Genomic DNA, 20,534 nt, shown 5'->3' on the forward strand with positions numbered 1-20,534 from the left:
ATGCCCCTCAGCAGCACACCCCACCGGACGGCAGCCCGTCCCCGACCATGTGGAGTCGGCCATGTACCAGCCCAACGAGCCGCTGCTGGGCCAGCGCGCGGCGATCATCCTGCTCCTCGGCGTGCTGGCCGCGCTCGGCGCGGCCGTCCTGACCATCGCCGCCGACGGCGCTCCCGCCGGCGCGGCCCTGGCCGCGGGCACGGCCTTCGCCGGCGCGGTGCTCTTCTTCAACACGATCATCGGCTGACCCGGCGGCCCGACGCCCCGCCTCCCGGGGCAGTCGGGCCCGCTCCCCGGCCCGGCCGGCCCCACCTATCCCAGCACCCGCCCGAGGAAGCCCCGCAGGTATCCCGCGACGACGTCCAGGTGGCTCTCCAGCAGGAAGTGACCGCCGTTGACCAGGTGCACCTCCGCGTCCTTGGCGTCGCGGGCGAAGGCCCGCGCCCCTGCAGGGCCGAAGATCTCGTCGTTGCGGCCCCACACAGCGAGCACCGGGACCTCGCTCGTACGAAGGAACTCGTGCAGCAGCGGGTAGAGCGGGCGGTTGTTCTGGTAGTCGCGGAACAGCGCCAGCTGGACCTCGTCGTTGCCCTCGCGGGAGACGAGGGCGAAGTCGTGCTCCCAGGTGTCCGGGCTGACCAGGCTGGGGTCGGGCACGCCGTGCACGTACTGCCAGCGGATGGCGTCGACGCTCAGCGCGGCGCGGACGGCGGGTTCGGTGTCGGGGCCGGGGTTCGCCCCGTAGGCCCAGAGGTCGGTCCAGAACGACTCGACGAATCCGTCCTCGTAGCCGTTGCCGTTCTGGGTGACGAGGGCGGAGATCCGTTCGGGGTGCTTGAGCGCGAGGCGCCATCCGATGGGGGCGCCGTAGTCCTGGACGTAGAGGGCGTAGCGGTCCAGGCCCAGTTGGTCGAGGAGCCCGGAGGTGAGTTCGGCGAGGGCGTCGAAGGTGTAGGCGAACTCCCCTGCGAGGGGGGCGTCGGAGTGGCCGAAGCCGAGGTGGTCCGGCGCGATGACGTGGTAGTCGTCGGCCAGCAGCGGGATGAGTTCGCGGAACATGAACGAGCTGGTTGGGTAGCCGTGCAGCAGGACGATCGCGGGGGCGTCGGCGGGGCCGGCCTCGCGGAAGAAGATCTCATGACCGTCGACAGTGGCGGTCCGGTGGTGCACCGAGCCCATATCTAACCTCTTCAGGTAGTCAATGCGGTTAGCTCTTCATCAGGCAAGCACGAGTGAGCTAACCTGTCAAGCAGCTTGATCTAGTTAGAGGGGGAGGAGTGACCGATGGACACGCTGCTGGACCTGCTCAACAGCAGGCCACTGGTCAACGGCGAGGAACAGGACGCGCTCGGCGACCCGGCCGGAGGCAGACGCTGGGCGCGGGAGCACGGCGGCGAAGGCAGCCTCGCGGAACTGGCACTCCTGCGCGAGACGCGGGACATCCTGCGGGACATAGTGCGCGGAGAAAGGTCGCCCGCCGCGTTGAGCCCGCTGCTCGAAGGGGTCCACCAGATCCCGGAGATCACTTCGGACGGTCTTCAGTGGACGGTCAAGACTCCCCCGCACGCCCGGCTGGCCGTCGAAGTGGTTCTCGCCTGGGCCGCCACCGAGAAGCGGCTGCCCGGTCGGCTACGCCCCTGCGCCAACGACAAGTGCCAGCTGTTCCTGCTCGACCGCAGCCGCGCCAACCGTGCCCGCTGGTGCTCGATGGCCGTCTGCGGCAACCGCGAAAAAGCTCGTCGCCACTACGAACGCACCCACTGACCCGTCCCCCACGCCCCGCACGCGGCCTATCGCTATCGCAGACGACCCCCTGTCTTCGACCTGGCGGCGTGACACCTGCGAGGCCGGATCAGCACGGGCCGAGCTTCGGGCGGGTTCGCGTCGACGACGGTGCCCGTCACCGCCCGTGTCTCACGTGCTGGTCAGCTTTTCTTGGTCAGCCACTCGGCGAGAACAGCGGCCTGGCTGTGGTCCACGTCCTTGGTGGCGGTCAGCAGAATGAGCCTGTCGTGCGCCGCAAGGTCACGCAGATGTTCGGCCGCCTCGCGGTGCCCGGCGTCGCGCAGCTCTGCCAGGTACCGGCGGCGGAATTCGGTGAAGCGGCCGGGCTCGTGGCCGTACCACTTGCGCAGTTCGCCGGAGGGTGCGACGTCCCGCAGCCACTCGTCCAGATGCGCGTCCTCTTTGTGCATGCCCCGGGGCCAGACCCGGTCGACCAGCACGCGCTTGCCGTCCTTCGGACCAGTCTCCTCGTAGACTCTGCGACAGGTGATCTGTCTGGCCATGACGGTGCCCTTCCAGATCGGTCGGCCGCCCCGGCCTTGAGCGGGTGAACAACGTGCCCTGCCGCGAAGCGGATGGTCCCGAATCGCCCATTTTATCGGAGGCAGCTCATGCGGACCCGTCGAGATCCCGCCGAGCCAGTCACCACCGGCGGTTCGGCGCGGGGCGACGGCGTCCCGTACGGCGAATCGACGAGGGGCACGAGGTGACCGGCAGACATCCGCCGCCCGAGTCACCGGATTTCCCCGCACGGACGGCTCCCCGGGTGAACTCTGCGAGCGAACTCGACGCGGTGGTGGCCACCTGCCGGGCGTGCCCGCGCTTGGTGGCCTGGCGGGAAGAGGCCGCCAGGGTCAAACGCAGGGCATTTCGGGACTGGGAGTACTGGGCGCGTCCCGTACCCGGTTTCGGCCCGCCGGACGCGGCGCTGGCCATCGTCGGTCTGGCCCCGGCCGCGCACGGCGGCAACCGCACCGGGCGGATCTTCACCGGTGACCCGTCCGGCGACGCGCTGTACGCCGCGCTGTACGACATCGGGCTGGCGTCGCAGCCCATCGCCACCCATCGGGGCGACGGGCTGGAGCTGTACGGGGTGCGGATCACGGTACCCGTGCACTGCGCACCACCCGACAACCGGCCCACCACCGGTGAGCGCGACACCTGCCGCTCGTGGCTCGCCCGCGAACTGGACCTTCTGCGCCCGACCCTGCGAGCCGTCGTGGTGCTCGGCGGCTTCGCCTGGCAGGCGCTGCTGCCCGTGCTGACGGCCGCGGGCTGGCAGATGCCCCGCCCCCGCCCGACCTTCGAGCACGGCGCCGAAGCCCTCCTTACCGACGCAAGCAGCGAACGGCAGGTGTGCCTCGTTGGCGGGTACCACCCCAGCCAGCGCAACATGTCCACCCGGACCCTGACCCCCACCATGCTCCGCGACGTGCTGCACCGGGGTGCCGTTGTCGCCGGGCTCCCACGGAAACGGCAGGACCCGTAGGCCCCCGCGCCATGCTGGTTGCCGAGAGGCGTGCGGTTCGGGAGATGGTCAGACTCGTTCGAAGACCCAGTTGCGGTCCGTTGCCGCAGGGTTGCACTCGTACTGCACGACGGGGGCACCGTCCTGCTGACTGGCGCCCTTGACGTCCAGGCACTTGTTGCTGTGGACGGCCTGGATCTGGAAGACCTGGTCGAACATGCCGGGCTGGAGCCGGAAGGTACGGTTCGGGGCGCCCAGGCCGCACCGGTACTGCACTACGGCGGCGTAATCAGCCTTACTGGCGCCCTTGACGTCGACGCACTTGCCGCTGTTCAGGGCGCGAATCTCGAACCCGCCGGTGACCCCGTGCAGTACCCACGTCTGGGCTGCCGTGCCATTGCAGCGGTACTGCTGGATGATCGCGCCGTCGTTCTGGCTGCCGCCGCGTACGTCGAGACACTTGCCGGAGTGCAGCGCACGGATGTGGTACTGCACCCCTGGGATCGGCACTTCCTGCGTCGCCCTGGTCCCTGCGGTCGGCGTTGCCGTCGCCGGGGCGGCCAAGAGCGCACTCAGGCCCACCGCCGCCACCCCCGCAGAAATCACCGCATGTGTACGCATGGTCGTTTGACCCTTCTGTTGCCGGAGACTCCGGCACTCGCGCGGAGCCTGCGGCGATTATGCGATTTTGTCCCGGTTCTTTCTCTGAATGGGTTTCCCTGTCCCGGCACATCACTGAGATGGGCCACGAGGCAGTGCTGAACGGTCAGGGGCGGAGTGCGTGGTCGGCGGGAGACGATTCCAGGCGCCGAGCGGCAGGGACCAGACGAACCGTCACACCGCCTCCGCGTGGCGGTTGGTCTGGAGGGCTCGGGGTGGGGTGACGGGGAGCCAGTCGGGGCTGTTGGTGCCGAGGGTGATACGCGGGTCATGAGGGTGATGGCGTTCCAGGCGATCAGGGTCCAGTCGTCCAGGGGCGGGGGCCGGTGAGCCGTCCTTGGTACCTGACAAGGCTGACCCAGGACCCCCCGCCTGTACCATGCCGGCACATCCCGCCACGCCGATCCCGTCCTCGGCCTGGGCCCTGAGCCGGCCATTGGCTGCCCCTGGGGTCGCGCGCCTGTGGTTGTCCCTGTGCTCGGGCCTTCGCTTGCCGCCCGGTTCCCTCCCGCGTGGGTGCGGGAGGGAACCGGGCGGAGCGTGACCGTTCGGCGACCCGGGCTGTGCGATCCCGGCGCGGTGGTGGGGGCGCGGTAGCTGACATCAGAGCCGTTCGGGCCGGGCGCGACTGGTCGGTCAGGCCAGGAGCGCGGTGAACTCCCTCGGAGGTCGCCCGTGGGGAATCAGTGGCCGAAGAAGGGGCGGCGGGCCGGGGCGGAGTTCGGCGTGGTGGAGCGGGAGTCGGCGGCCGCGGGGCTCGGGTCGGCGGCGCAGGTGACGTCCCCGGCGGGAAGCCTTCCGGTGGTCAGATACTCCGTGGTGACATCGTCGGCGCAGGCGCTGATGCCGAGCGAGTAGACGCCGTGGCCCTGGCCCTCGTCCACGGTGACGAGCCGGGAGCCCTTCAGCGCGCGCCGCAGGCCGAGCGCCGTGGCCAGGGGCGTCTGCGGGTCCCATTCGTTCTGGACGATGAGCGCGGGGACCTTGTTGTCGACCTTGGTGGCCGCTTCGGCCGGCCGGCCCCAGAACGCGCACGGGAAGATGTTCGAGACGGAGTCCCCGTACAAGGGATAACGGATGCTGTCGCGCCGGGCATCGGCCTGGTAGACGGCCGGGTCGGTGGGCCAGCGAACGTCACCGCACATGATCGCCATGTAGCTCGCCAGCTCGTTGTCGGTCGGCACGAAGATCGGGAACGTCAGGACGGGCTTGCCCGCGGCGGCGTCCCTCAGCAGCCCCAGAGTCCCTGCCGCGAGCGACGGGTGGGAGATCTCCCAGCGTATGTACTCGCGCACATCGGCACCGTTGAAGATGGTCCCGCCCAGATCGAGCGGCTCCCGGTCGGCGCGCGCCACGATGTCCCAGAACAGCTTCTCGACCTCGGCGGGCGTGTCACCGAGTCCGTACTGCGCCGAATGGCGGGCGGTCCACTGCGTCCACCGGTCGAATGTGACCTCGGCCTGCACCGCCCACGACTGCGCCATGCTCCGCCAGACCCGCTTGGGGTCGACCGCGCTGTCCAGGACGAACCGGTCGGCCCGGTGCGGGAACAACTGGGTGTATACAGAACCGAGATAGGTCCCGTACGACAGCCCGAAGTACGAGATCTTCCGCTCCCCGAGGGCCTCACGGATGATGTCCATGTCGCGTGCCGTGTTGCGGGTGCTGATGTACGGGAGCGTTTCCCTGTTGAGGTTCCGGCACCGGTCCGCGATGTCGCGCGCCCAGGCGACGTCCTTGGCGAACGTCGCCTCCGCGTAGGGCCGGTACGTCTTCCGCTCGCCGGCGTTGACCGTCCCGCAGGCAAGAGGACTGCTCGCACCGACCCCGCGCGGATCAAAACCGATCAGGTCGTACCGGTCCTTCACGGACTGCGGCAGATAGCCGCTGAACGCCAGGGGGTAGAAGAGCCCGGAGCTGCTGGGGCCGCCCGGGTTGAACAAGAGGACACCGCGGCGCTTGGCGGGGTCGGCGGCCTTGATCCGCGACAGCGATACATCGATCTTCTTGCCGCCCGGCTTGCGGTGGTCGAGGGGAACCTTGAGGGTCGCGCACTCGACGGTCGCGGGGATGTCGCCGCCGCAACCCTGCCAGGCCAACGCGGACACGGTAGCCGGCGCGGCCGCCGACGAACCGGGCCCGGCCGTGGGTGCGGCCGCGGCCGTAGTGCCGAAGAGTGCGGCGGCGAGTACCGCGGCGACGCCCAAGGCGATCTTGGAGGTCGCTCGTCGTCTCAGGAGCAATGGAGTGCCTTCGTTCGCTGGGATGTTGAATGGCGCTCTTCAGTGGTCCGGAGGGACGGACCGCAGGATCGCCAGTCAGGGTAATAGGCTTACGGCGTACGTGAGTTCGACTATGCGCACGGGTGCCAGCGTGGACACGCGCTTCGCGCGGGAGATTGCCGGACTACGCCTGGCGGGTCGGGCCTCCGGGCCCGCCGTGGCGCCCACGGTGCTCGCCACGGACCCGTCCTCGCGGGTGCTGGTCCTCGAGTACCTGGACGACCTCGGCAAGGCGGACGACCGGATGCCGGGTACGCCGATTCACTCGCCCGGCTGCACGCCCTGACCGGGCCCGCCGACACGGGCGCGCTGCCGGTCCGGTCGGAGCACGCGGCCGCCGACGCGGAGTCCGTCCTCGCCCTGGCCGGAGCGCTCGACGTGCCCGTACCGTCCACGGTCCCAGTGAACTCGCCGGTCTCCTGGAACGGTTGGATCCCACCCCGTACCACGCGCTGCTGCACGGCGACCCCTGCCCCGGCAATGATCTGCGTACCGCCGACGGCGTCCGCTTCGTCGATTTCGAGCGGGCCTCGCTCGGCAACGGCCTGGCCGAACCCGCCTACTCCCGCATCGGCTTCCCCACCTGTTGGCCCCTCCCCTCACGGAGGACGAGGACATCTACCGCGCCACCTGGCGCGGCCTCACCGGGAAGGACTTGCCGGGTGACCTCGCGGATGCGTGCGCAGGCTGGCTGATCCAGGGCCCGTGCTCGTCGAGCGGGCCCAGCGCGGGACGGTCGACCAGTTCGCCCGGATGCCCGCCGAGGACTTCAAGTGGGGTTACGTCCCCGCCCGTGAGCGGCTCGTCCACCACTCAGGGGGAGGCCCCGGCGGACTCCGACGAGGCATCGACCGCAACCGTCACAGGGACGTCCGATCATGTTGCGAGCCACACCATGCATTCCGCAGCCTCCGCCGCATGCACTCAACCGCGGTACGTCTCCAGCAGCCGCAGCCACACCTCGCTGATCGTCGGATACGAGGGCACCGCGTGCCACAGCCGGTTGATCGGGACCTCGCCCGCGACCGCGATGGTCGCCGAGTGGAGGAGTTCGCCCACGCCGGGGCCGACGAAGGTGACGCCGAGGAGGATCTCCCGGTCCAGGTCGACGATCATCCGCGACCGGCCGCGGTATCCGTCGCCGTACAGGCCCGCGCCCGCGACGGAGGCGATGTCGTAGTCGACGGCGCGGACGCGGTGTCCGGCGGCCTCCGCCTCCGCGAGGGAGAGGCCGACGGCCGCCGCCTCCGGGTCGGTGAAGACGACCTGGGGAACCGCCGCGTGGTCGGCGGTCGCCGCGTGGGCGCCCCAGCGGTCGGTCTCCAGCAGCGGTACGCCGTGGGCCCTGGCGACGATGGCCGCTCCCGCGATGCGGGCCTGGTACTTGCCCTGATGGGTCAGGAGAGCGCGGCGGTTGACGTCTCCGACGCCGTACAGCCAGTCACTGCCCTCGACGCGGCAGCTGTCGTCGACCGGGAGCCAGGAGCCGGGTTCCAGGCCGATCGTCTCCAGGCCGAGGCCGTCGGTGCGCGGTGCGCGGCCGGTGGCGAAGAGGACCTCGTCGGCCTCGATCCGCTCACCGTCGTCGAGGTCGAGGGTGACGGGGCCGGTTTCGCCGTCACGCCGCACGGAGGTCACGGAGGTGTTCCAGCGGATCGTGGCCCCCGCTTCGGTCAGCGCGTCCGCGACATGCTCGCCGACGAAGGGCTCCATCCGCGGCAGCAGCCCCCCGCTCCGTACGAGAAGGGTGACCTTCGACCCGAGCGCCTGCCAGGCGGTGGCCATCTCGACGCCGACCACTCCCCCGCCGACGACCGCGAGCCGTCCGGGTACCGCCTGGGCGCTGGTGGCCTCGCGGCTGGTCCAGGCTCCGGCTCCGGCCAGTCCGGGAAGGTCGGGCAGCAGCGCGCGGCTGCCGGTGCACACGGCCACCGCGTGGCGGGCGGTCAGGACATGGCGCTCGCCCCCGGGGCCGTCCACGGCGACCTGCTTGGGGCCGGTCAGTCTCCCGACGCCCCGGTAGAACCGGGCGCCCGTGGATTCCAGCCAGGCGACCTGGCCGTCGTCCTTCCAGTGAGCCGCGGACTCGTCCCGGTGCGCCAGCACGGCCGGGGCGTCGAGCGGCCCCTGCACCGAGTGGCGCAGGCCGGGCACACGGCGGGCGTCCGCGCGGGTGATGGCCGGGCGGAGGAGCGCCTTGCTGGGCATGCAGGCCCAGTACGAGCACTCGCCGCCGACCAGTTCGCTCTCCACCACCGCGGCGCTCAGGCCGCCCGCCCTCACCCGGTCCGCCACGTTCTCCCCGGTGGGGCCTGCGCCCAGCACCACGACGTCGTACTCAACGGCTTCCGGCCTCGCACCGTCCATGGGGTCCCCTCAGATTCCAGCGGTTTGGAAGCATCCTGGCAGAACGCCCGTCGTCATCCTGGGAGATCCACGCGCTACGCGAAAGCCCTCGGGGGGTGGCGGCGTCGGTTCACGGGCCGGCGAGGGACGGGGCCTGCGCACGCCGGGCGGCGAGGGCCGGGGGCTGGGGGCGAACGTGTACGAGGAGCGTCACGGGGCAGGGGGCAGGAATAGCCCGGTCCCCGCGGCCGTTGTCGGGGGCGAGGCAACCGGACGCCCTGAGACAACCGGACGCAACGGAGAGGTAACACGTCATGAGCACTGTCGAGCTGACCAAGGAGAACTTCGATCAGGTCGTTTCCGACAACGACTTCGTACTGATCGACTTCTGGGCTTCTTGGTGCGGCCCTTGCCGGCAGTTCGCCCCGGTCTACGAGGGTGCGTCCGAGCGCCACCCGGACCTGGTCTTCGCGAAGGTCGACACGGAGGCCCAGCAGGAGCTGGCCGCGGCCTTCGAGATCCGGTCCATCCCGACCCTGATGATCGTCCGCGACAACATCGCGGTCTTCGCACAGCCCGGCGCCCTGCCCGAGGCCGCGCTGGAGGACGTCATCGGCCAGGCGCGCGCGCTGGACATGGAGCAGGTACGCCAGTCGATCAAGGAAGCCGAGGCGACGACGAGCGACGCGGGGCGCACCCCGAAGGGCTGACGCTCCTCCCCCGGTCCGCCGGGCGGCCCGCTCTCTCCGGGCCGCCCCGGGCGGTTTCGGGCTCCTGGACCGCCTTCCGCGCGTCCGGGGTAGGGCCGTCGGAGCGGGTCGGCTTCTGACGGTCCGCGACCCCGGGATCCACCGCTCGTGGATCCGCCGCCGTATCGGTGAGTGGCTTCACCGCGCGGCCTTCACCACCCTCGCCGAGAGCCCGTAGTCCAGCTCGAACCCGTCGACCAGCAGCGCCTCCACCGTACGGGTCACGGGATCGATGTCCGCCACCATCCCCTGGCCCGCGTACCGCGGATATCCGGACGCCCCCTGCTCGCCGGTCGCCTCCACGACGGCCGAGCGGATGGCCGACTCGGCCAGGGACAGGGGGTCGTCGCCCGTGATGTGCTCGGGCACGAGCAGGATCTCGAAGCGCCTCGGGTCTGTGCTCATACGGTGACGCTAGACAGGGAGCGGCCGTACCGCACTTGGACGGCGGGCTCACGCACATGGCCGACGGGGGCTCAGCTGGACTCCCGGTGCACCGCCCTCGCCCCCATCAGATCGTGTGTCTCCGGCTCGTCGTCCGGATCACGCACCACTCGGTCGACGAGTTCGGCGAGCCGCCTGCCGGTCACCAGGTCGATGTGGACCGTGCTCAGCCGGGGCCGGAGCAGTCTGCCCAGCAGCAGATCGTCGGCGCCGATCAACGCGGTCTCGGCCGGTATGCCGACGCCCTCGTCCTGGAGGGCGCGCATCAGCAGCATGGCGTAGTCGTCGTTGTACGCGTAGACGGCGTCGAGCCCGAGCCGCCGCCAGCGCGCGGCGAGCGCGGCGGCGGATTCCTCGGCGTAGGCCAGGGGCAGGGGTTCGATCCGGGCGCCCGCCGTGGCGGCGGCCCGTCGAGCGCCCTCCATCCGGGGCTCGGAGAACAGTTCGAGACCGGGTTCCTGGGGCATGACGACCCCGATCGCCCGGCGGCCGCGCTCCACCAGGTGGGTCACGGCACGGCCGCCGACCTCGCTCTGGTCCATCACGAGGGAGTGCGCGCCCTCCACCCGGCGCGGCCCCAGGGTGATGACGGCTCTGGCGCCCGAACGCTTCAGGACGTCGACCCCGTGCGGAGTGAGCCCGACCTCCCCGAGGGAGACGACGGCGACGGGCCGCAATTCGGCCCAGGCGCGCGCGGCCTCGTCTCCGCCCAGCCCGAGGCTGCCGTACTGGACGACGGTGTAGTCGAGCCGGCGCAGCGCCCACTGGAGTTCGCCGAAGAACTGGCGGTAGAGCGGCCCCACCGGGAAGTTCGCCGTGGGCAGGAGGACCATCCGGGTGTGGCCGGCCCGCAGGCTGCGGGCCGCGGCGTGGGGCACGTACCCGAGTTCCTCGGCGGCTTCCCGGACGCGGCGGCGGGTGGGCTCGCTGATGCGGACGGAGGAGGTGTTGTTGAGTACGTACGAGACTGTGGCACGGGAGACCCCGGCTAACCGGGCGACGTCCGCGCTGGTGGGAACGGATCGCTCAACGGGCTGTTTGGGTGTCTGGCTCATCGCCCTCGGCATTTTTCCAGAACGACCCTGCACATCGTCCGCCGGATGGCCGGATTCTGCACTCATCCGGCCCGCGCACGGGCGACGGCCCGAGCGGCGGGCCGTGCCGCCCCGAAGCGGTGCCCGGCCACCTGCCCGCATGCACGGGGGAACACACCTCGGAGACTCTTCTGGATATACGTCCGATTTCCGCTTCCGGCGGGTGTCCCCGCCGGGCCCTCAACCGGCTCCGGCCCGGTCCGGGCTCCTCCTGGCTCGGTTCGGGCTCACTCCGGGGCTCGGTCCGGGCTCGGTCCTGCCTATGCCCCGGTCCGGTCGGCGAAGGCACGGCGGAACGCCCCGAGGGTGCTCCCCGTCCTCGTCCGGTCCAGTACCGCGAAGACCACCTGTCCGAAGTGGCCCGCGAACCGGCCGTCTGCGGTGAGCAGGGCGCGGAAGACGCCCGCGACGGTCGCCGGGTCGTTGCGGAAGACTCCGCAGCCCCAGGCCCCGAGAACCAGTCGGCGGTATCCGTTGGCGGCGGCCGTCTCCAGGACCCGCTCGGCGCGGCTCGCGAGGGCCGCCGGTACGCGGTGGGCCTCGTCGGGGGCGCGCCGGGCGATCACTCCGGCGTTCGGAGCCGGCGAGGTGAGGAAGCCGACGGTGTACGGGGTGTCGAGGAGGCCGCCCCTGTCGTCGCGGAAGACGGGGACGCCGGGCGAGTGGATGACCCGGTCCGAGTAGAAGGGGTCCCGGTTCTCGCGGTGGTACCGGTAGTACTCGGGGGCCCGCAGCAGTGTCCGGTACAGCGCGGACACGCGGCACAGCGCCTCCTCCTGTGCCTGCGCCCCGTTGAGATAGCCCCCGCCGGGGTTCCGCGCGGAGGCGAAGTTCAGGACGGCGACCGGCTCCGGATCGCCCGCCAGGAGGCGGACGGCCGCCGCGGTGCTGCTCTCATCGGCGACCTCGAAGGAGGTCGTACGGTCCGTGCCGACCGTCGCGGGCACGGACTCGGGTCCGTACAGGCGGGTCCGTTCGAGCGCGGCGGACACATCAGGAGCAATGATGACTTTGCGCCCGTTCAGGGTCGAATAGTGACCCTTTTCAACGATTTCCTCGGTCTGCCGCGCCATCGCCCGCAATCGTGCGCTCATGCCGTTCATCCTCCGTGACCTGCGGCGCAGAGGGCAAAGCCTTTTCCGGGCCGGTGAACGGGCATCCGCGCCGATCGCGCAACCGCGCTGCCCTGCCCCTCCGGTGCACTCTTGTGCGAAGCCGTGAGCGTGGCTTTAGGTTGGCAGGGTGCCTTCGAAAGAGGAGCCGCTCATGAGTCCAGACGACGCCGGCGACCACAGCCGGCCGATACAGGCAGAGGAAGCGGAGGATCTGCTCCGGTGTATCTGCTTCAAGACCGGCCCGCCCCGGACCGTGGGCGTGGAACTGGAATGGCTCGTCCATGAACAGCTCATACCCCGGCACCCCGTCCCGGCCGCCCGGCTCACGGCGGCCTACGACCGGGTGCGTTCCCTGCGACTGAACTCGGCTCTCACCTTCGAGCCCGGCGGCCAGCTGGAACTCAGCTCCGCTCCCGCATCCTCCCTGATGGAGTGCGTCGATTCCGTCGCCGCCGATCTGGACGCCGTGCGCACCACGCTCCGGAGGGACGGTCTCACTCTCGCCGGCATCGGCATCGACCCCTGGCAGCCGCCGCGCAGGCTGCTCCGGGAACCCCGGTATGACGCCATGGAGGCGTTCCTCGACCGTACGGGCCCCTGCGGACGCGTCATGATGTGCAGTTCGGCGTCGATCCAGGTGTGTCTGGACGCCGGGGAGGAGGAGCCGGGCCCGCTCGGTCACGGCAGACGCTGGCGGCTGGCGCATCTGCTGGGCGCGGTGCTGACCGCGGCCTTCGCCAATTCCCCCGTGATGAAGGGCCGCTACACGGGCTGGCGGTCCACCCGTCAGGCGATCTGGGCCGAGCTGGACCCGGTCCGGCCCCTCTCGCCGCCGCTGGACCGGGAGCCTCGCGGGGCCTGGACCGCCCATGTGCTCGACGCGCCCGTGATGTGCGTCCGGGCCGACGAGGGGCCGTGGGTGCGGCCGGACGGGCTCACCTTCCGGCAGTGGATGCGCTCCGGCGGTCCGGTCCGCCCGCCGACGCGGGCGGACCTCGACTACCACCTGTCGACGCTGTTCCCGCCCGTCCGGCCGCGCGGTCATCTCGAACTGCGGATGATCGACGCCCAGCCCGGCGAGGACGGCTGGGTGGTGCCGCTGGCGGTCACCACCGCCCTCTTCGACGATCCCGAGGCCGCCGAGACCGTCTACCGTGCCGTCAAACCGCTGGCGGAGCACGCGGGTTCACGGCCCGCGCCGCGCAATCCGCTCTGGCTCGACGCGGCACGGTACGGTCTCGCCGATCCCGAACTGCGCACGGCGGCCGTCACGGCCTTCGGTGTGGCGCTGGAGGCGCTGCCCCGGATCGGCGCGTCGGACGCGGTCCGCGACGCGGTCGCCGCCTACCACGAGGACTACGTGCTGCGGGGCCGGAGTCCCGCGGACGAACTGCGCGTCCCCGACCCTCAGATCTCCGGGCTGTACGGGGCGTCCATCCCATCGCACGGGAAGGAGCCGGAGGCATGACCGAAGACCGAGCCGGAAGCATGTCCGAAGACCTCAGACGGCGCGCGCTCGACGCGCTCACCACCGCCCGTGACCGCACCGCGGTCCTCACCGGCTGTATGGACGACCACGAGCTGACCGCCCAGCACTCCCCCCTGATGTCCCCACTGGTCTGGGACCTGGCGCACATCGGCAACCAGGAGGAGCAGTGGCTCCTGCGGACCGTCGGCGGCCGACAGGCCCTGCGGCCGGAGATCGACTCCGTCTACGACGCCTTCGAGCACCCGCGCGCCATCCGGCCGACCCTGCCGCTCCTGGCCCCCGCCGAGGCACGCGGCTACGCCTCCGACGTACGGGGGCGGGTCCTCGACATCCTCGACACCGCCCCGATGGAGGGCGGCGGGCCGCTGGTGGACTCCGCTTTCGCCTTCGGGATGATCGCCCAGCACGAACAGCAGCACGACGAGACGATGCTGATCACGCATCAGCTGCGGAAGGGGCCCGTCGCGCTGACCGCGCCCGAGCCGCCGGCGGGCTCCGCCGACGGGCTGCCTGCCGAAGTCCTGGTGCCCGGCGGCCCCTTCACGATGGGCACCTCGGCCGAGCCGTGGGCGCTGGACAACGAGCGGCCCGCGCACCGGCGCACGGTCCCGCCGTACTACCTGGACACGGTTCCGGTGACCTGCGGCGCGTATCTCGCGTTCATGGAGGACGGCGGCTACCGCGACCCCCGCTGGTGGGCGCCCGAGGGCTTCGAGCAGATCCGGCGGAACCACATCGCCGCGCCCCTGTTCTGGCGGCGTGAGGGCGGTCAGTGGCTGCGTCGGCGCTTCGGGGTCACCGAGCCGGTGCCGCCGGACGAGCCGGTGCTGCATGTGAGCTGGTACGAGGCCGACGCCTACGCCCGCTGGGCGGGGCGGCGGCTGCCGACGGAGGCCGAATGGGAGAAGGCCGCCCGGCACGACCCGGACACGGGCCGTTCACGCCGATTCCCCTGGGGCGACGCCGATCCGACGCCCGAGCACGCCAATCTGGGGCAGCGCCATCTGCGGCCCGCGCTCGCGGGCAGCTATCCGCGGGGCGGGTCCGCGCTCGGAATCCGGCAACTGATCGGGGACGTATGGGAGTGGACGTCGAGCGACTTCCTGCCGTACCCGGGCTTCGCCGCCTTCCCCTACCGGGAGTACTCCGAGGTGTTCTTCGGCAGCGCGCACAAGGTGCTGCGCGGAGGCTCCTTCGGGGTGGACCCGGTGGCCTGCCGAGGCACCTTCCGCAACTGGGACCTTCCGGTCCGGCGGCAGATCTTCGCCGGGTTCCGCACCGCGCGGGACGCCGACGACGGCATCACCGGCCACGAGGGCATCACCTCCACGGCGGTCGGCAAGACCGCGTCCGCGTACGGACGGCCACTCTGATGTGCCGCCATATCGCCTACCTGGGACCGCCGCTGGCCCTCGGTGAACTCCTCACCGAGCCGGAGCACGGCCTCCTGCGGCAGTCCTGGGCGCCGAGGCGGCAGCGCCACGGGACCGTGAACGCGGACGGTTTCGGCGTCGGCTGGTACGCCGACGGAGATCCGGTCCCCGCGCGCTACCGGCGTGCGGGGCCGATCTGGGCCGATCCTTCTTTCGCGGATCTCGCCCGTGTGGTCCGCGGCGGGGCGTTCCTCGCCGCCGTGCGCGACGCCACCGAGGCGAGTGCCGACGGCGAGGCCGCCGCCGCGCCCTTCGCCGGCGGACCCTGGCTGTTCAGCCACAACGGCGCGGCCTCCGGCTGGCCCGGTTCCCTGGCTCCGCTGGCGCTGTCCTTGCCGGCGGCCGAGCTGCTCGCGCTGGAGGCGCGCTGTGACGCCGCCCTGCTGTGGGCGCTGGCGCTGCGCCGGCTGCGCGACGGCGACGAGCCGGGGCAGGCGCTCGCGGACACGGTCCGCGAAGCGGCCGGGGCCGCACCCGGCTCCCGGCTCAACTTCCTCCTCACCGACGGCGAGACGATCGCGGCGACCGCCTGGGGCGACTCGCTGTGGTACCTCGCCGGCCCCGGCGACCGGACGGTCGTGGCCTCGGAGCCGTACGACGACGATCCGCGCTGGCGCGAGGCGCCCGACCGCACCCTGCTGGTCGCGACCCGCGCCCACATCCTCCTGACCCCCCTCAAGGAGCCCCCTACGTGAGCCCGTACCTGCTGACCCGCACCCTGCCCGAGGACGCCACCGGCGCCGCGCTGCGCGCCGATGTGCTCCATGGCCTGACCCGTACGCCCAAGTCGCTCCCGCCCAAGTGGTTCTACGACGCCCGCGGCAGCGAGCTGTTCGAGGAGATCACGCGGCTGCCGGAGTACTACCCGACACGCGCGGAGCGGGAGATCCTCATCGCCCGCGCCCCCGAGATCGCCGCCGCCACCGGGGCGCGCACGCTGGTGGAACTGGGCTCGGGATCGTCCGAGAAGACCCGGTATCTGCTGGACGCGATGGACGCGCTGACCCCGCTGCACGGCTATGTCCCGGTCGACGTGAGCGAGAGCGCGCTGACGGGGGCCGCGGGGTCGCTCCTCGCGGACCGCCCCGGCCTCCACGTCCACGCGCTGATCGCCGACTTCACCCGGGGGCTGGCGCTGCCCGGCACGCCCGGCCCGCGGCTGATCGCCTTTCTCGGCGGCACGATCGGGAATCTGCTGCCCGCCGAGCGCGCGGTGTTCCTGCGCTCCGTACGGTCCCTTCTGGAGCCCGGTGACGCGCTGCTGCTGGGGACGGATCTGGTGAAGGACGAGTCGGTGCTGGTGCGGGCGTACGACGACGCCGCGGGAGTGACGGCCGAGTTCAACAAGAACGTGCTGAGGGTGCTCGCCCGTGAGCTGGACGCCGATGCCGACCCCGCCGACTTCGATCATGTGGCGGTGTGGGACCGGGAACGGGAGTGGATCGAGATGCGGCTGCGGGCCCGGTCCGCGCTGATCCTGAAGGTCCCGGAGCTGGATCTGGTCGTGCCGTTCGAGAAGGGCGAGGAGCTGCGTACGGAGATCTCGGCGAAGTTCCGTCAGGAAGGCGTACGCCGCGAACTCGCCGACGCGGGGCTGAAGCTGGCGAACTGGTGGACGGACTCGAAGGGCAGGTTCGCGCTCTCCCTCTCGACGGCGGCGGCCTGAGCCACCCTCGGCATCGCGGCGGGCGGGTCCGGGTTCCCGGCGGTGACGGCCCGCCGGGCCGCGCGGGCCAGTGAGCGGCGGTCGGGGAACCTGCCGGCGGGGATGACGGGCAGCAGCCGTATCTCGGCGGTGAGTTCACCGACCGTCACGACCCGCCACAGGGAGGCGAGAAGGGTGTCGTCGCCGACGAAGGCCGCGGCGCCCGAGGGGTGATAGGTGATCCGCAGGGGCCGGACGTCCGTGCCCGCGTCCAGCGCGGCCTGGAAGACGGCATGGCGGAAGGGGCCCTGCTCCCGTCCGCACCAGGTGGAGCCTTCGGGGAAGGCGACGACCCGTGATCCGTCCATGAGCGCGGAAGCCATCTCGCGGACGGTGCCGGGGAGGGTACGGAGCCGGTCGCGCTCGACGAAGAGGGTGCCGCCCCTGGCCGCGAGCGGGCCCAGCAGCGGCCACCGCCCGATCTCCGACTTGGCGAGCATCCGGCCGGGCAGAACGGCGGCGATCAACGGGATGTCCAGCCAGGAGACGTGGTTGGCGACGACCAGGGCGGCTCCGTCGTAGGCACGCCCGGCTCCTTCGTAGACACGCCCGACGATCCGTACCCGGACCCCCAACGCGCGGAGGAGCGTTCGCGTCCAGCGACGGACGGCACGGTGCCGCAGCCGCCTCGCGCGCGCCCTTCCCAGCACCGGGGCGGACCAGGCGAAGAGGGGCGCGAGCAGCAGACCGGTGATCACCGTCGCGAGCCCCGCGAGCAGCCGGACGGCGGCGGTGCCGCGGCCCGCGGCCCGGCCGTGGTGCCGCGCGCAGCCGCCGGGTGTGCAGGGCGCTTCGGGCGGCCGTCCGACGGCGCTCGCCGGGGGTCGTGCGGAGGGGTGTACCGCGCCCGGCCGGATCACCGGGTGATGACTCATCGCACGGGGGCGAGGGAGAGGAAGTGCCGCAGATATCGCGGGTCGGTCCGGCGCAGGGACAGCAGTACGTACAGGTCCGCGACGCCGAACTCGGGGTCGTGGGCGGGCGCTCCGCACACCCATGCCCCGAGCCGGAGATAGCCGCGCAGGAGGGCGGGCTGTTCCACGCGCCCCTTTGGGGGCACGGGGGCGCCGGCGGGGTTCCAGAGCTTGTGCGGGGTGACCCAGTACTCCTCGGGGGCGAGGTTCCGGGCCTTCACGGTCCGCCAGGTGGCCGCCGCGAGGGCACCGCCGTCGGCGAGGGGGATCGAGCAGCAGCCGGCCAGCCAGTTGTGGCCGGTGCGGGTCATATAGCGGGCGAGCCCGGCCCAGATGAGCGCGATGACGGCGCCGTTGCGGTGTTGCGGGTGCACACAGGAGCGGCCGACCTCGACCAGATCGTCCCGGATGGGTGCGAGCCGGGTCAGGTCGAACTCGGTCTCGGAGTAGAGCCGACCGGCCACCCGTGCGCGGTCCGGCGGCAGCAGCCGGTAGGTGCCGACGACCTCGCCGGTGGCCGCCTCGCGTACCAGGAGGTGGTCGCAGTAGGCGTCGAAGGCGTCGGTGTCGAGGCCCGGCTCGGGGCCGTCGAGGCGCGCGCCCATCTCCCCGGCGAAGACGTGGTGGCGCAGCCGCTGCGCGGCCCGTACGTCGTCCTGGTCTCGGGCGAGGGAGACGACGTATCGGGGCGTCTCGGCGGCGGTCGTGGACAGGGGCGTCCCGGGCCCGGCCGGGGACACGGGCAGAAGGGTGGGACGGGCTTCGGGGACCCGCGGGGGAACCGCCGGGTGGAGCGGGTGGAGGTGGGCGGGTGCGACGGCATGCGATGCGGGCATGGCTGTCTCCTGTGCCGGACGGAAGGGGACGGACCGCGGGTGCGGCGGCCCGGCTCTCTACTTCTTCCTTGGTCGGCTGGATTCGAGGTGACAGCCCGGCGGAGCGTGGATGTGCGGCGGCCGAACGGCCGGGGCCCGGCTCCGCCCGAGGGAGCTTACGGTTCCGGTCCGGGCCGGTCCCGGCCCCGGGGCGGTGACCCGAGGCTCCCGGCGCTTCTCTTCGGGTCTTCGGGCCGATGCGGTTCAGCGGCGGGGCCGGTACCGCGCGGCGGGGGCCGTGCCCCGGCCTTCCGGCTCCGGGGGCGGGCCCCCTGGGCCGTGACGCCCCCGGACGGCCCTGTGGGGGCCTGCGACCGGTGTGAGGGCGCTCTCCGGGCTCCGTCAGGGCCGCGCGCCTCGGGCGGGGTCCTGGAGGAGTCCGGCCGCGCGCCGTGCCGGGCCCGGCACGGCGCGCGGCGTCCCGAGGTACTACTCAGCCCGGTGAGAGGATCGCGGTGATCCGCTCGGAGGCGGTCTTCGCGCCCCGCCGGATGTCGCCACCCTTGAGGACGAGCGTCATATAGCCCTTGATCGGGTTCTCGGCCTCGACATGGCCCCACTTCGGGGAGTTGGGGGTCGCCTGGCTGCCCTTGGCGGCGGCCCCCTGCGCCATGGCGGCCGTAATCCCCTGATTCTGGATGGACTCCGACTTGGCGAGGGTCTGTTTGTTGGGCACGTAGTTCATCGCCTTCGCGAGTTCCATCTGCCACTGCTCGCCGGCCAGCGCCTTGACGACCTCGATGGCGTTGCCTCGCTGGGGAGCCTTCTCCGGGATGATCAGGTCGGACCCTCCGGTGAGAACCGCGCCGGGCTTGTTCGCCGACTTGCCCGGAATGGGGAAGTAGCCGAGTTTGCCCTTCAGCGAGGGGTTGCTCTTCTCGATGGCGGTCGCTGTACCGGGAACGGCGATCGTCTGGGCGACATTGCCTTTGGCGAAGACTCCCGCCTGCGGCGGAGTCCGCTCGTCCGCGTCCTTGGGGCCGTCCCCGAGCGCCTGGAGTTTCTTGTAGAACTTCATGCCACGCTGGGCCGCCGGAGTGTCCAGCGTTCCCACCCAGTCGCCGTTGCGTTCGGCGGCGAGGTCGCCGCCTTCCTCCCAGATGAAGCCGGCCAGGGTGTACCAGTCCTGTCCGGGGAGGTAGATGCCCTGGTTCGCACCCTTGTCGAGTTCCTCGGTGATGTCCAGCCACTCGGAGTACGTCTTGGGCAGGGTGGTGATGCCGGCCTCGGCGAAGAGGTCCTTGTTGTAGATGACGACCCGGTTGGCCGCATACCAGGGGATGCCGTACTGGGAGCCGTTGATGTTGCCGGGTTCGGCGAGACCGGGCAGCCAGTCCTCGTTGCCGAGGTCGCGCACGGACTCGAGGGTGAGGTCGGTGAGGGCGTCGGTCTCGGCGTACTGGGCGACCTGGGTGTTGCCGACCTCGATGACGTCCGGGGTGTTCTCGCCCTCCAGGGCGGCGTTGACCTTCTTGCCGATCCCGGTCCAGTCCTGGAAGGTGACCTCCAGCTTCACCGACGGGTGGTCCTTCTCGAACTGCTTGGTGAAACGCTGGAGGAAGTCGTCGGAGACGCTCTCCTTCATCAGCCATATTCGAACCGTCCGCCTGTCCTCCCCGCTGCCTGGGAGGAGTCCGCAGCCGGTGAGCGCGAGTGCGCAGACGAGTGCGACGGACGTGGGGAGAGGACGGATTCTCACAGCGTTCACCTTAAGGACAATGAATATGTGAACCCGGAGGGAGGTGGCGGGCGTAAGGCTCGCCCGGGTGTGGCTGGATTTTGGTATGGACCAAAGTTGAGGGTCAAGCGTTTCGCCCCTATGAGACGCACATCTCGCGAGCCGCTCCGCGGTGCGGCACGGTGGAGACAGTACAGCGAGAGGAGTACGACCCCCATGTCGCATCACACCTACCGCGTCACCGAGATCGTGGGCACCTCCCACGAAGGCATCGACCAGGCCATTCGCAACGGCATCGGCCGGGCCGGCCAGACTCTGCGGGGGCTGGACTGGTTCGAGGTGACCCAGGTCCGCGGGCATCTCGTCGACGGGGAGATCGAGCACTACCAGGTGGGGTTGAAGGTCGGCTTCCGACTTGAGGACGGCGGGTGACGCGGTCCCGGTGAACCCGTACGGCCGTACGGGTGCGCCCGCCGAACGGGTGGACCCGTAGGGCG

At 71.4% G+C, this 20,534-nt stretch carries 22 protein-coding genes and 1 pseudogene; 11 read left to right on the top strand and 12 right to left on the bottom strand.

The window, feature by feature from the left end; translation table 11 throughout:
- Positions 1–61: 61 nt before the first annotated feature.
- On the top strand, positions 62–247 hold the full coding sequence (locus ACWEFL_RS04865; RefSeq protein WP_451707485.1) for a hypothetical protein: 186 nt from the start codon (positions 62–64) through the stop codon (positions 245–247).
- A 65-nt stretch (positions 248–312) separates the two neighbouring features.
- Here the strand turns inward: ACWEFL_RS04865 and ACWEFL_RS04870 are convergent, their stop codons facing one another.
- Positions 313–1,179, bottom strand: a complete 867-nt coding sequence (locus ACWEFL_RS04870; RefSeq protein WP_451707488.1) for an alpha/beta fold hydrolase — start codon at positions 1,177–1,179, stop codon at positions 313–315.
- A 105-nt stretch (positions 1,180–1,284) separates the two neighbouring features.
- Here ACWEFL_RS04870 and ACWEFL_RS04875 point away from each other — a divergent pair, with 105 nt between their 5' ends.
- Positions 1,285–1,764 carry a CGNR zinc finger domain-containing protein gene (locus ACWEFL_RS04875; RefSeq protein WP_451707491.1) on the top strand — a complete coding sequence of 160 codons (480 nt, stop codon included), beginning with the start codon at positions 1,285–1,287 and terminating at the stop codon, positions 1,762–1,764.
- Between the two features lie 161 nt (positions 1,765–1,925).
- On the opposite strand, the gene ACWEFL_RS04880 is transcribed toward ACWEFL_RS04875, so the two are convergent.
- The gene (locus tag ACWEFL_RS04880; protein WP_451707494.1) at positions 1,926–2,288 is read right to left on the bottom strand and encodes a DUF488 domain-containing protein; all 363 of its coding nucleotides are present in this window, start codon (positions 2,286–2,288) and stop codon (positions 1,926–1,928) included.
- Positions 2,289–2,551: 263 nt separating this feature from the next.
- Between ACWEFL_RS04880 and ACWEFL_RS04885 the strand changes: the two genes are divergently transcribed.
- Positions 2,552–3,274, top strand: a complete 723-nt coding sequence (locus ACWEFL_RS04885; RefSeq protein WP_451707496.1) for a uracil-DNA glycosylase — start codon at positions 2,552–2,554, stop codon at positions 3,272–3,274.
- A 48-nt stretch (positions 3,275–3,322) separates the two neighbouring features.
- Here ACWEFL_RS04885 and ACWEFL_RS04890 read toward each other — a convergent pair whose 3' ends face one another.
- Complete coding sequence (locus tag ACWEFL_RS04890; RefSeq protein ID WP_451707498.1) at positions 3,323–3,748, bottom strand: RICIN domain-containing protein; 426 nt, start codon at positions 3,746–3,748, stop codon at positions 3,323–3,325.
- Between the two features lie 848 nt (positions 3,749–4,596).
- Entirely contained in the window at positions 4,597–6,156 is a 1,560-nt protein-coding gene (locus ACWEFL_RS04895; RefSeq protein ID WP_451707501.1) for an alpha/beta hydrolase, read from the bottom strand.
- Between the two features lie 130 nt (positions 6,157–6,286).
- Between ACWEFL_RS04895 and ACWEFL_RS04900 the strand changes: the two genes are divergently transcribed.
- Positions 6,287–6,481: a hypothetical protein gene (locus ACWEFL_RS04900; protein ID WP_451708125.1), complete on the top strand. Its 195-nt coding sequence runs from the start codon at positions 6,287–6,289 to the stop codon at positions 6,479–6,481.
- Positions 6,482–6,560: 79 nt separating this feature from the next.
- A pseudogene (locus ACWEFL_RS04905) lies at positions 6,561–6,890 on the top strand (phosphotransferase family protein); the annotation flags it as partial.
- Here ACWEFL_RS04905 and ACWEFL_RS04910 read toward each other — a convergent pair.
- Both ACWEFL_RS04910 and ACWEFL_RS04915 read right to left on the bottom strand, forming a co-directional pair.
- Positions 6,814–7,005 carry a hypothetical protein gene (locus tag ACWEFL_RS04910; RefSeq protein ID WP_451708127.1) on the bottom strand — a complete coding sequence of 64 codons (192 nt, stop codon included), beginning with the start codon at positions 7,003–7,005 and terminating at the stop codon, positions 6,814–6,816. The pseudogene ACWEFL_RS04905 and the gene ACWEFL_RS04910 overlap by 77 nt on opposite strands.
- Positions 7,006–7,119: 114 nt before the next feature.
- A complete protein-coding gene (locus tag ACWEFL_RS04915) occupies positions 7,120–8,562 on the bottom strand; it encodes a dihydrolipoyl dehydrogenase family protein (protein ID WP_451707503.1) in 1,443 nt (480 codons plus the stop codon).
- A 293-nt stretch (positions 8,563–8,855) separates the two neighbouring features.
- Here ACWEFL_RS04915 and trxA point away from each other — a divergent pair, with 293 nt between their 5' ends.
- The gene (gene trxA / locus ACWEFL_RS04920; protein ID WP_451707506.1) at positions 8,856–9,251 is read left to right on the top strand and encodes a thioredoxin; all 396 of its coding nucleotides are present in this window, start codon (positions 8,856–8,858) and stop codon (positions 9,249–9,251) included.
- A 177-nt stretch (positions 9,252–9,428) separates the two neighbouring features.
- Here the strand turns inward: trxA and ACWEFL_RS04925 are convergent, their stop codons facing one another.
- The 3 genes from ACWEFL_RS04925 to ACWEFL_RS04935 form a co-directional block, all read right to left on the bottom strand.
- Entirely contained in the window at positions 9,429–9,695 is a 267-nt protein-coding gene (locus ACWEFL_RS04925; protein WP_451707509.1) for a hypothetical protein, read from the bottom strand.
- Positions 9,696–9,766: 71 nt separating this feature from the next.
- Positions 9,767–10,789, bottom strand: coding sequence for a LacI family DNA-binding transcriptional regulator (locus ACWEFL_RS04930; protein WP_451707512.1), 1,023 nt, complete (start codon positions 10,787–10,789; stop codon positions 9,767–9,769).
- Positions 10,790–11,088: 299 nt separating this feature from the next.
- Positions 11,089–11,922 carry a TIGR02452 family protein gene (locus ACWEFL_RS04935; protein ID WP_451707514.1) on the bottom strand — a complete coding sequence of 278 codons (834 nt, stop codon included), beginning with the start codon at positions 11,920–11,922 and terminating at the stop codon, positions 11,089–11,091.
- A gap of 172 nt (positions 11,923–12,094) precedes the next feature.
- On the opposite strand from ACWEFL_RS04935, the gene egtA reads away from it, so the two are divergent.
- From egtA to egtD, 4 genes are read left to right on the top strand one after another with little or no spacing between them, the layout of a single operon-like run.
- A complete protein-coding gene (egtA, locus tag ACWEFL_RS04940; protein WP_451707517.1) occupies positions 12,095–13,411 on the top strand; it encodes an ergothioneine biosynthesis glutamate--cysteine ligase EgtA in 1,317 nt (438 codons plus the stop codon).
- Entirely contained in the window at positions 13,408–14,805 is a 1,398-nt protein-coding gene (gene egtB, locus ACWEFL_RS04945) for an ergothioneine biosynthesis protein EgtB (protein WP_451707520.1), read from the top strand. The genes egtA and egtB overlap by 4 nt, the downstream gene beginning before the upstream one ends.
- A complete protein-coding gene (gene egtC / locus ACWEFL_RS04950; RefSeq protein ID WP_451707522.1) occupies positions 14,805–15,560 on the top strand; it encodes an ergothioneine biosynthesis protein EgtC in 756 nt (251 codons plus the stop codon). Before egtB ends, egtC begins: the two co-directional genes overlap by 1 nt.
- A complete protein-coding gene (gene egtD, locus ACWEFL_RS04955; protein WP_451707525.1) occupies positions 15,557–16,531 on the top strand; it encodes an L-histidine N(alpha)-methyltransferase in 975 nt (324 codons plus the stop codon). The genes egtC and egtD overlap by 4 nt, the downstream gene beginning before the upstream one ends.
- On the opposite strand, the gene ACWEFL_RS04960 is transcribed toward egtD, so the two are convergent.
- The 3 genes from ACWEFL_RS04960 to ACWEFL_RS04970 form a co-directional block, all read right to left on the bottom strand.
- Entirely contained in the window at positions 16,423–17,445 is a 1,023-nt protein-coding gene (locus tag ACWEFL_RS04960) for a lysophospholipid acyltransferase family protein (RefSeq protein ID WP_451707528.1), read from the bottom strand. The two genes, egtD and ACWEFL_RS04960, sit on opposite strands and share 109 nt — an antisense overlap.
- A complete protein-coding gene (locus tag ACWEFL_RS04965; RefSeq protein ID WP_451707531.1) occupies positions 17,442–18,320 on the bottom strand; it encodes a GNAT family N-acetyltransferase in 879 nt (292 codons plus the stop codon). Before ACWEFL_RS04965 ends, ACWEFL_RS04960 begins: the two co-directional genes overlap by 4 nt.
- A gap of 472 nt (positions 18,321–18,792) precedes the next feature.
- Positions 18,793–20,058 carry an extracellular solute-binding protein gene (locus ACWEFL_RS04970; protein ID WP_451707533.1) on the bottom strand — a complete coding sequence of 422 codons (1,266 nt, stop codon included), beginning with the start codon at positions 20,056–20,058 and terminating at the stop codon, positions 18,793–18,795.
- 195 nt (positions 20,059–20,253) lie between these two features.
- Between ACWEFL_RS04970 and ACWEFL_RS04975 the strand changes: the two genes are divergently transcribed.
- Positions 20,254–20,469, top strand: a complete 216-nt coding sequence (locus ACWEFL_RS04975) for a dodecin (RefSeq protein ID WP_451707536.1) — start codon at positions 20,254–20,256, stop codon at positions 20,467–20,469.
- Positions 20,470–20,534: the final 65 nt, after the last annotated feature.

It is taken from the genome of Streptomyces sp. NPDC004838 (assembly GCF_053600955.1).

What these genes read in the sequence shown, in the direction of transcription:
- ACWEFL_RS04880 (WP_451707494.1), bottom strand. Translation starts at nt 2,288, where the DNA reads ATGGCCAGACAGATCACCTGTCGCAGAGTCTACGAGGAGACTGGTCCG.
- ACWEFL_RS04925 (WP_451707509.1), bottom strand. Translation starts at nt 9,695, where the DNA reads ATGAGCACAGACCCGAGGCGCTTCGAGATCCTGCTCGTGCCCGAGCAC.
- ACWEFL_RS04960 (WP_451707528.1), bottom strand. Translation starts at nt 17,445, where the DNA reads ATGAGTCATCACCCGGTGATCCGGCCGGGCGCGGTACACCCCTCCGCA.
- egtB (WP_451707520.1), top strand. Translation starts at nt 13,408, where the DNA reads ATGACCGAAGACCGAGCCGGAAGCATGTCCGAAGACCTCAGACGGCGC.
- ACWEFL_RS04930 (WP_451707512.1), bottom strand. Translation starts at nt 10,789, where the DNA reads ATGAGCCAGACACCCAAACAGCCCGTTGAGCGATCCGTTCCCACCAGC.
- ACWEFL_RS04870 (WP_451707488.1), bottom strand. Translation starts at nt 1,179, where the DNA reads ATGGGCTCGGTGCACCACCGGACCGCCACTGTCGACGGTCATGAGATC.
- trxA (WP_451707506.1), top strand. Translation starts at nt 8,856, where the DNA reads ATGAGCACTGTCGAGCTGACCAAGGAGAACTTCGATCAGGTCGTTTCC.
- ACWEFL_RS04915 (WP_451707503.1), bottom strand. Translation starts at nt 8,562, where the DNA reads ATGGACGGTGCGAGGCCGGAAGCCGTTGAGTACGACGTCGTGGTGCTG.
- egtA (WP_451707517.1), top strand. Translation starts at nt 12,095, where the DNA reads ATGAGTCCAGACGACGCCGGCGACCACAGCCGGCCGATACAGGCAGAG.
- ACWEFL_RS04935 (WP_451707514.1), bottom strand. Translation starts at nt 11,922, where the DNA reads ATGAGCGCACGATTGCGGGCGATGGCGCGGCAGACCGAGGAAATCGTT.
- ACWEFL_RS04875 (WP_451707491.1), top strand. Translation starts at nt 1,285, where the DNA reads ATGGACACGCTGCTGGACCTGCTCAACAGCAGGCCACTGGTCAACGGC.
- ACWEFL_RS04965 (WP_451707531.1), bottom strand. Translation starts at nt 18,320, where the DNA reads ATGCCCGCATCGCATGCCGTCGCACCCGCCCACCTCCACCCGCTCCAC.
- ACWEFL_RS04865 (WP_451707485.1), top strand. Translation starts at nt 62, where the DNA reads ATGTACCAGCCCAACGAGCCGCTGCTGGGCCAGCGCGCGGCGATCATC.
- egtC (WP_451707522.1), top strand. Translation starts at nt 14,805, where the DNA reads ATGTGCCGCCATATCGCCTACCTGGGACCGCCGCTGGCCCTCGGTGAA.
- ACWEFL_RS04975 (WP_451707536.1), top strand. Translation starts at nt 20,254, where the DNA reads ATGTCGCATCACACCTACCGCGTCACCGAGATCGTGGGCACCTCCCAC.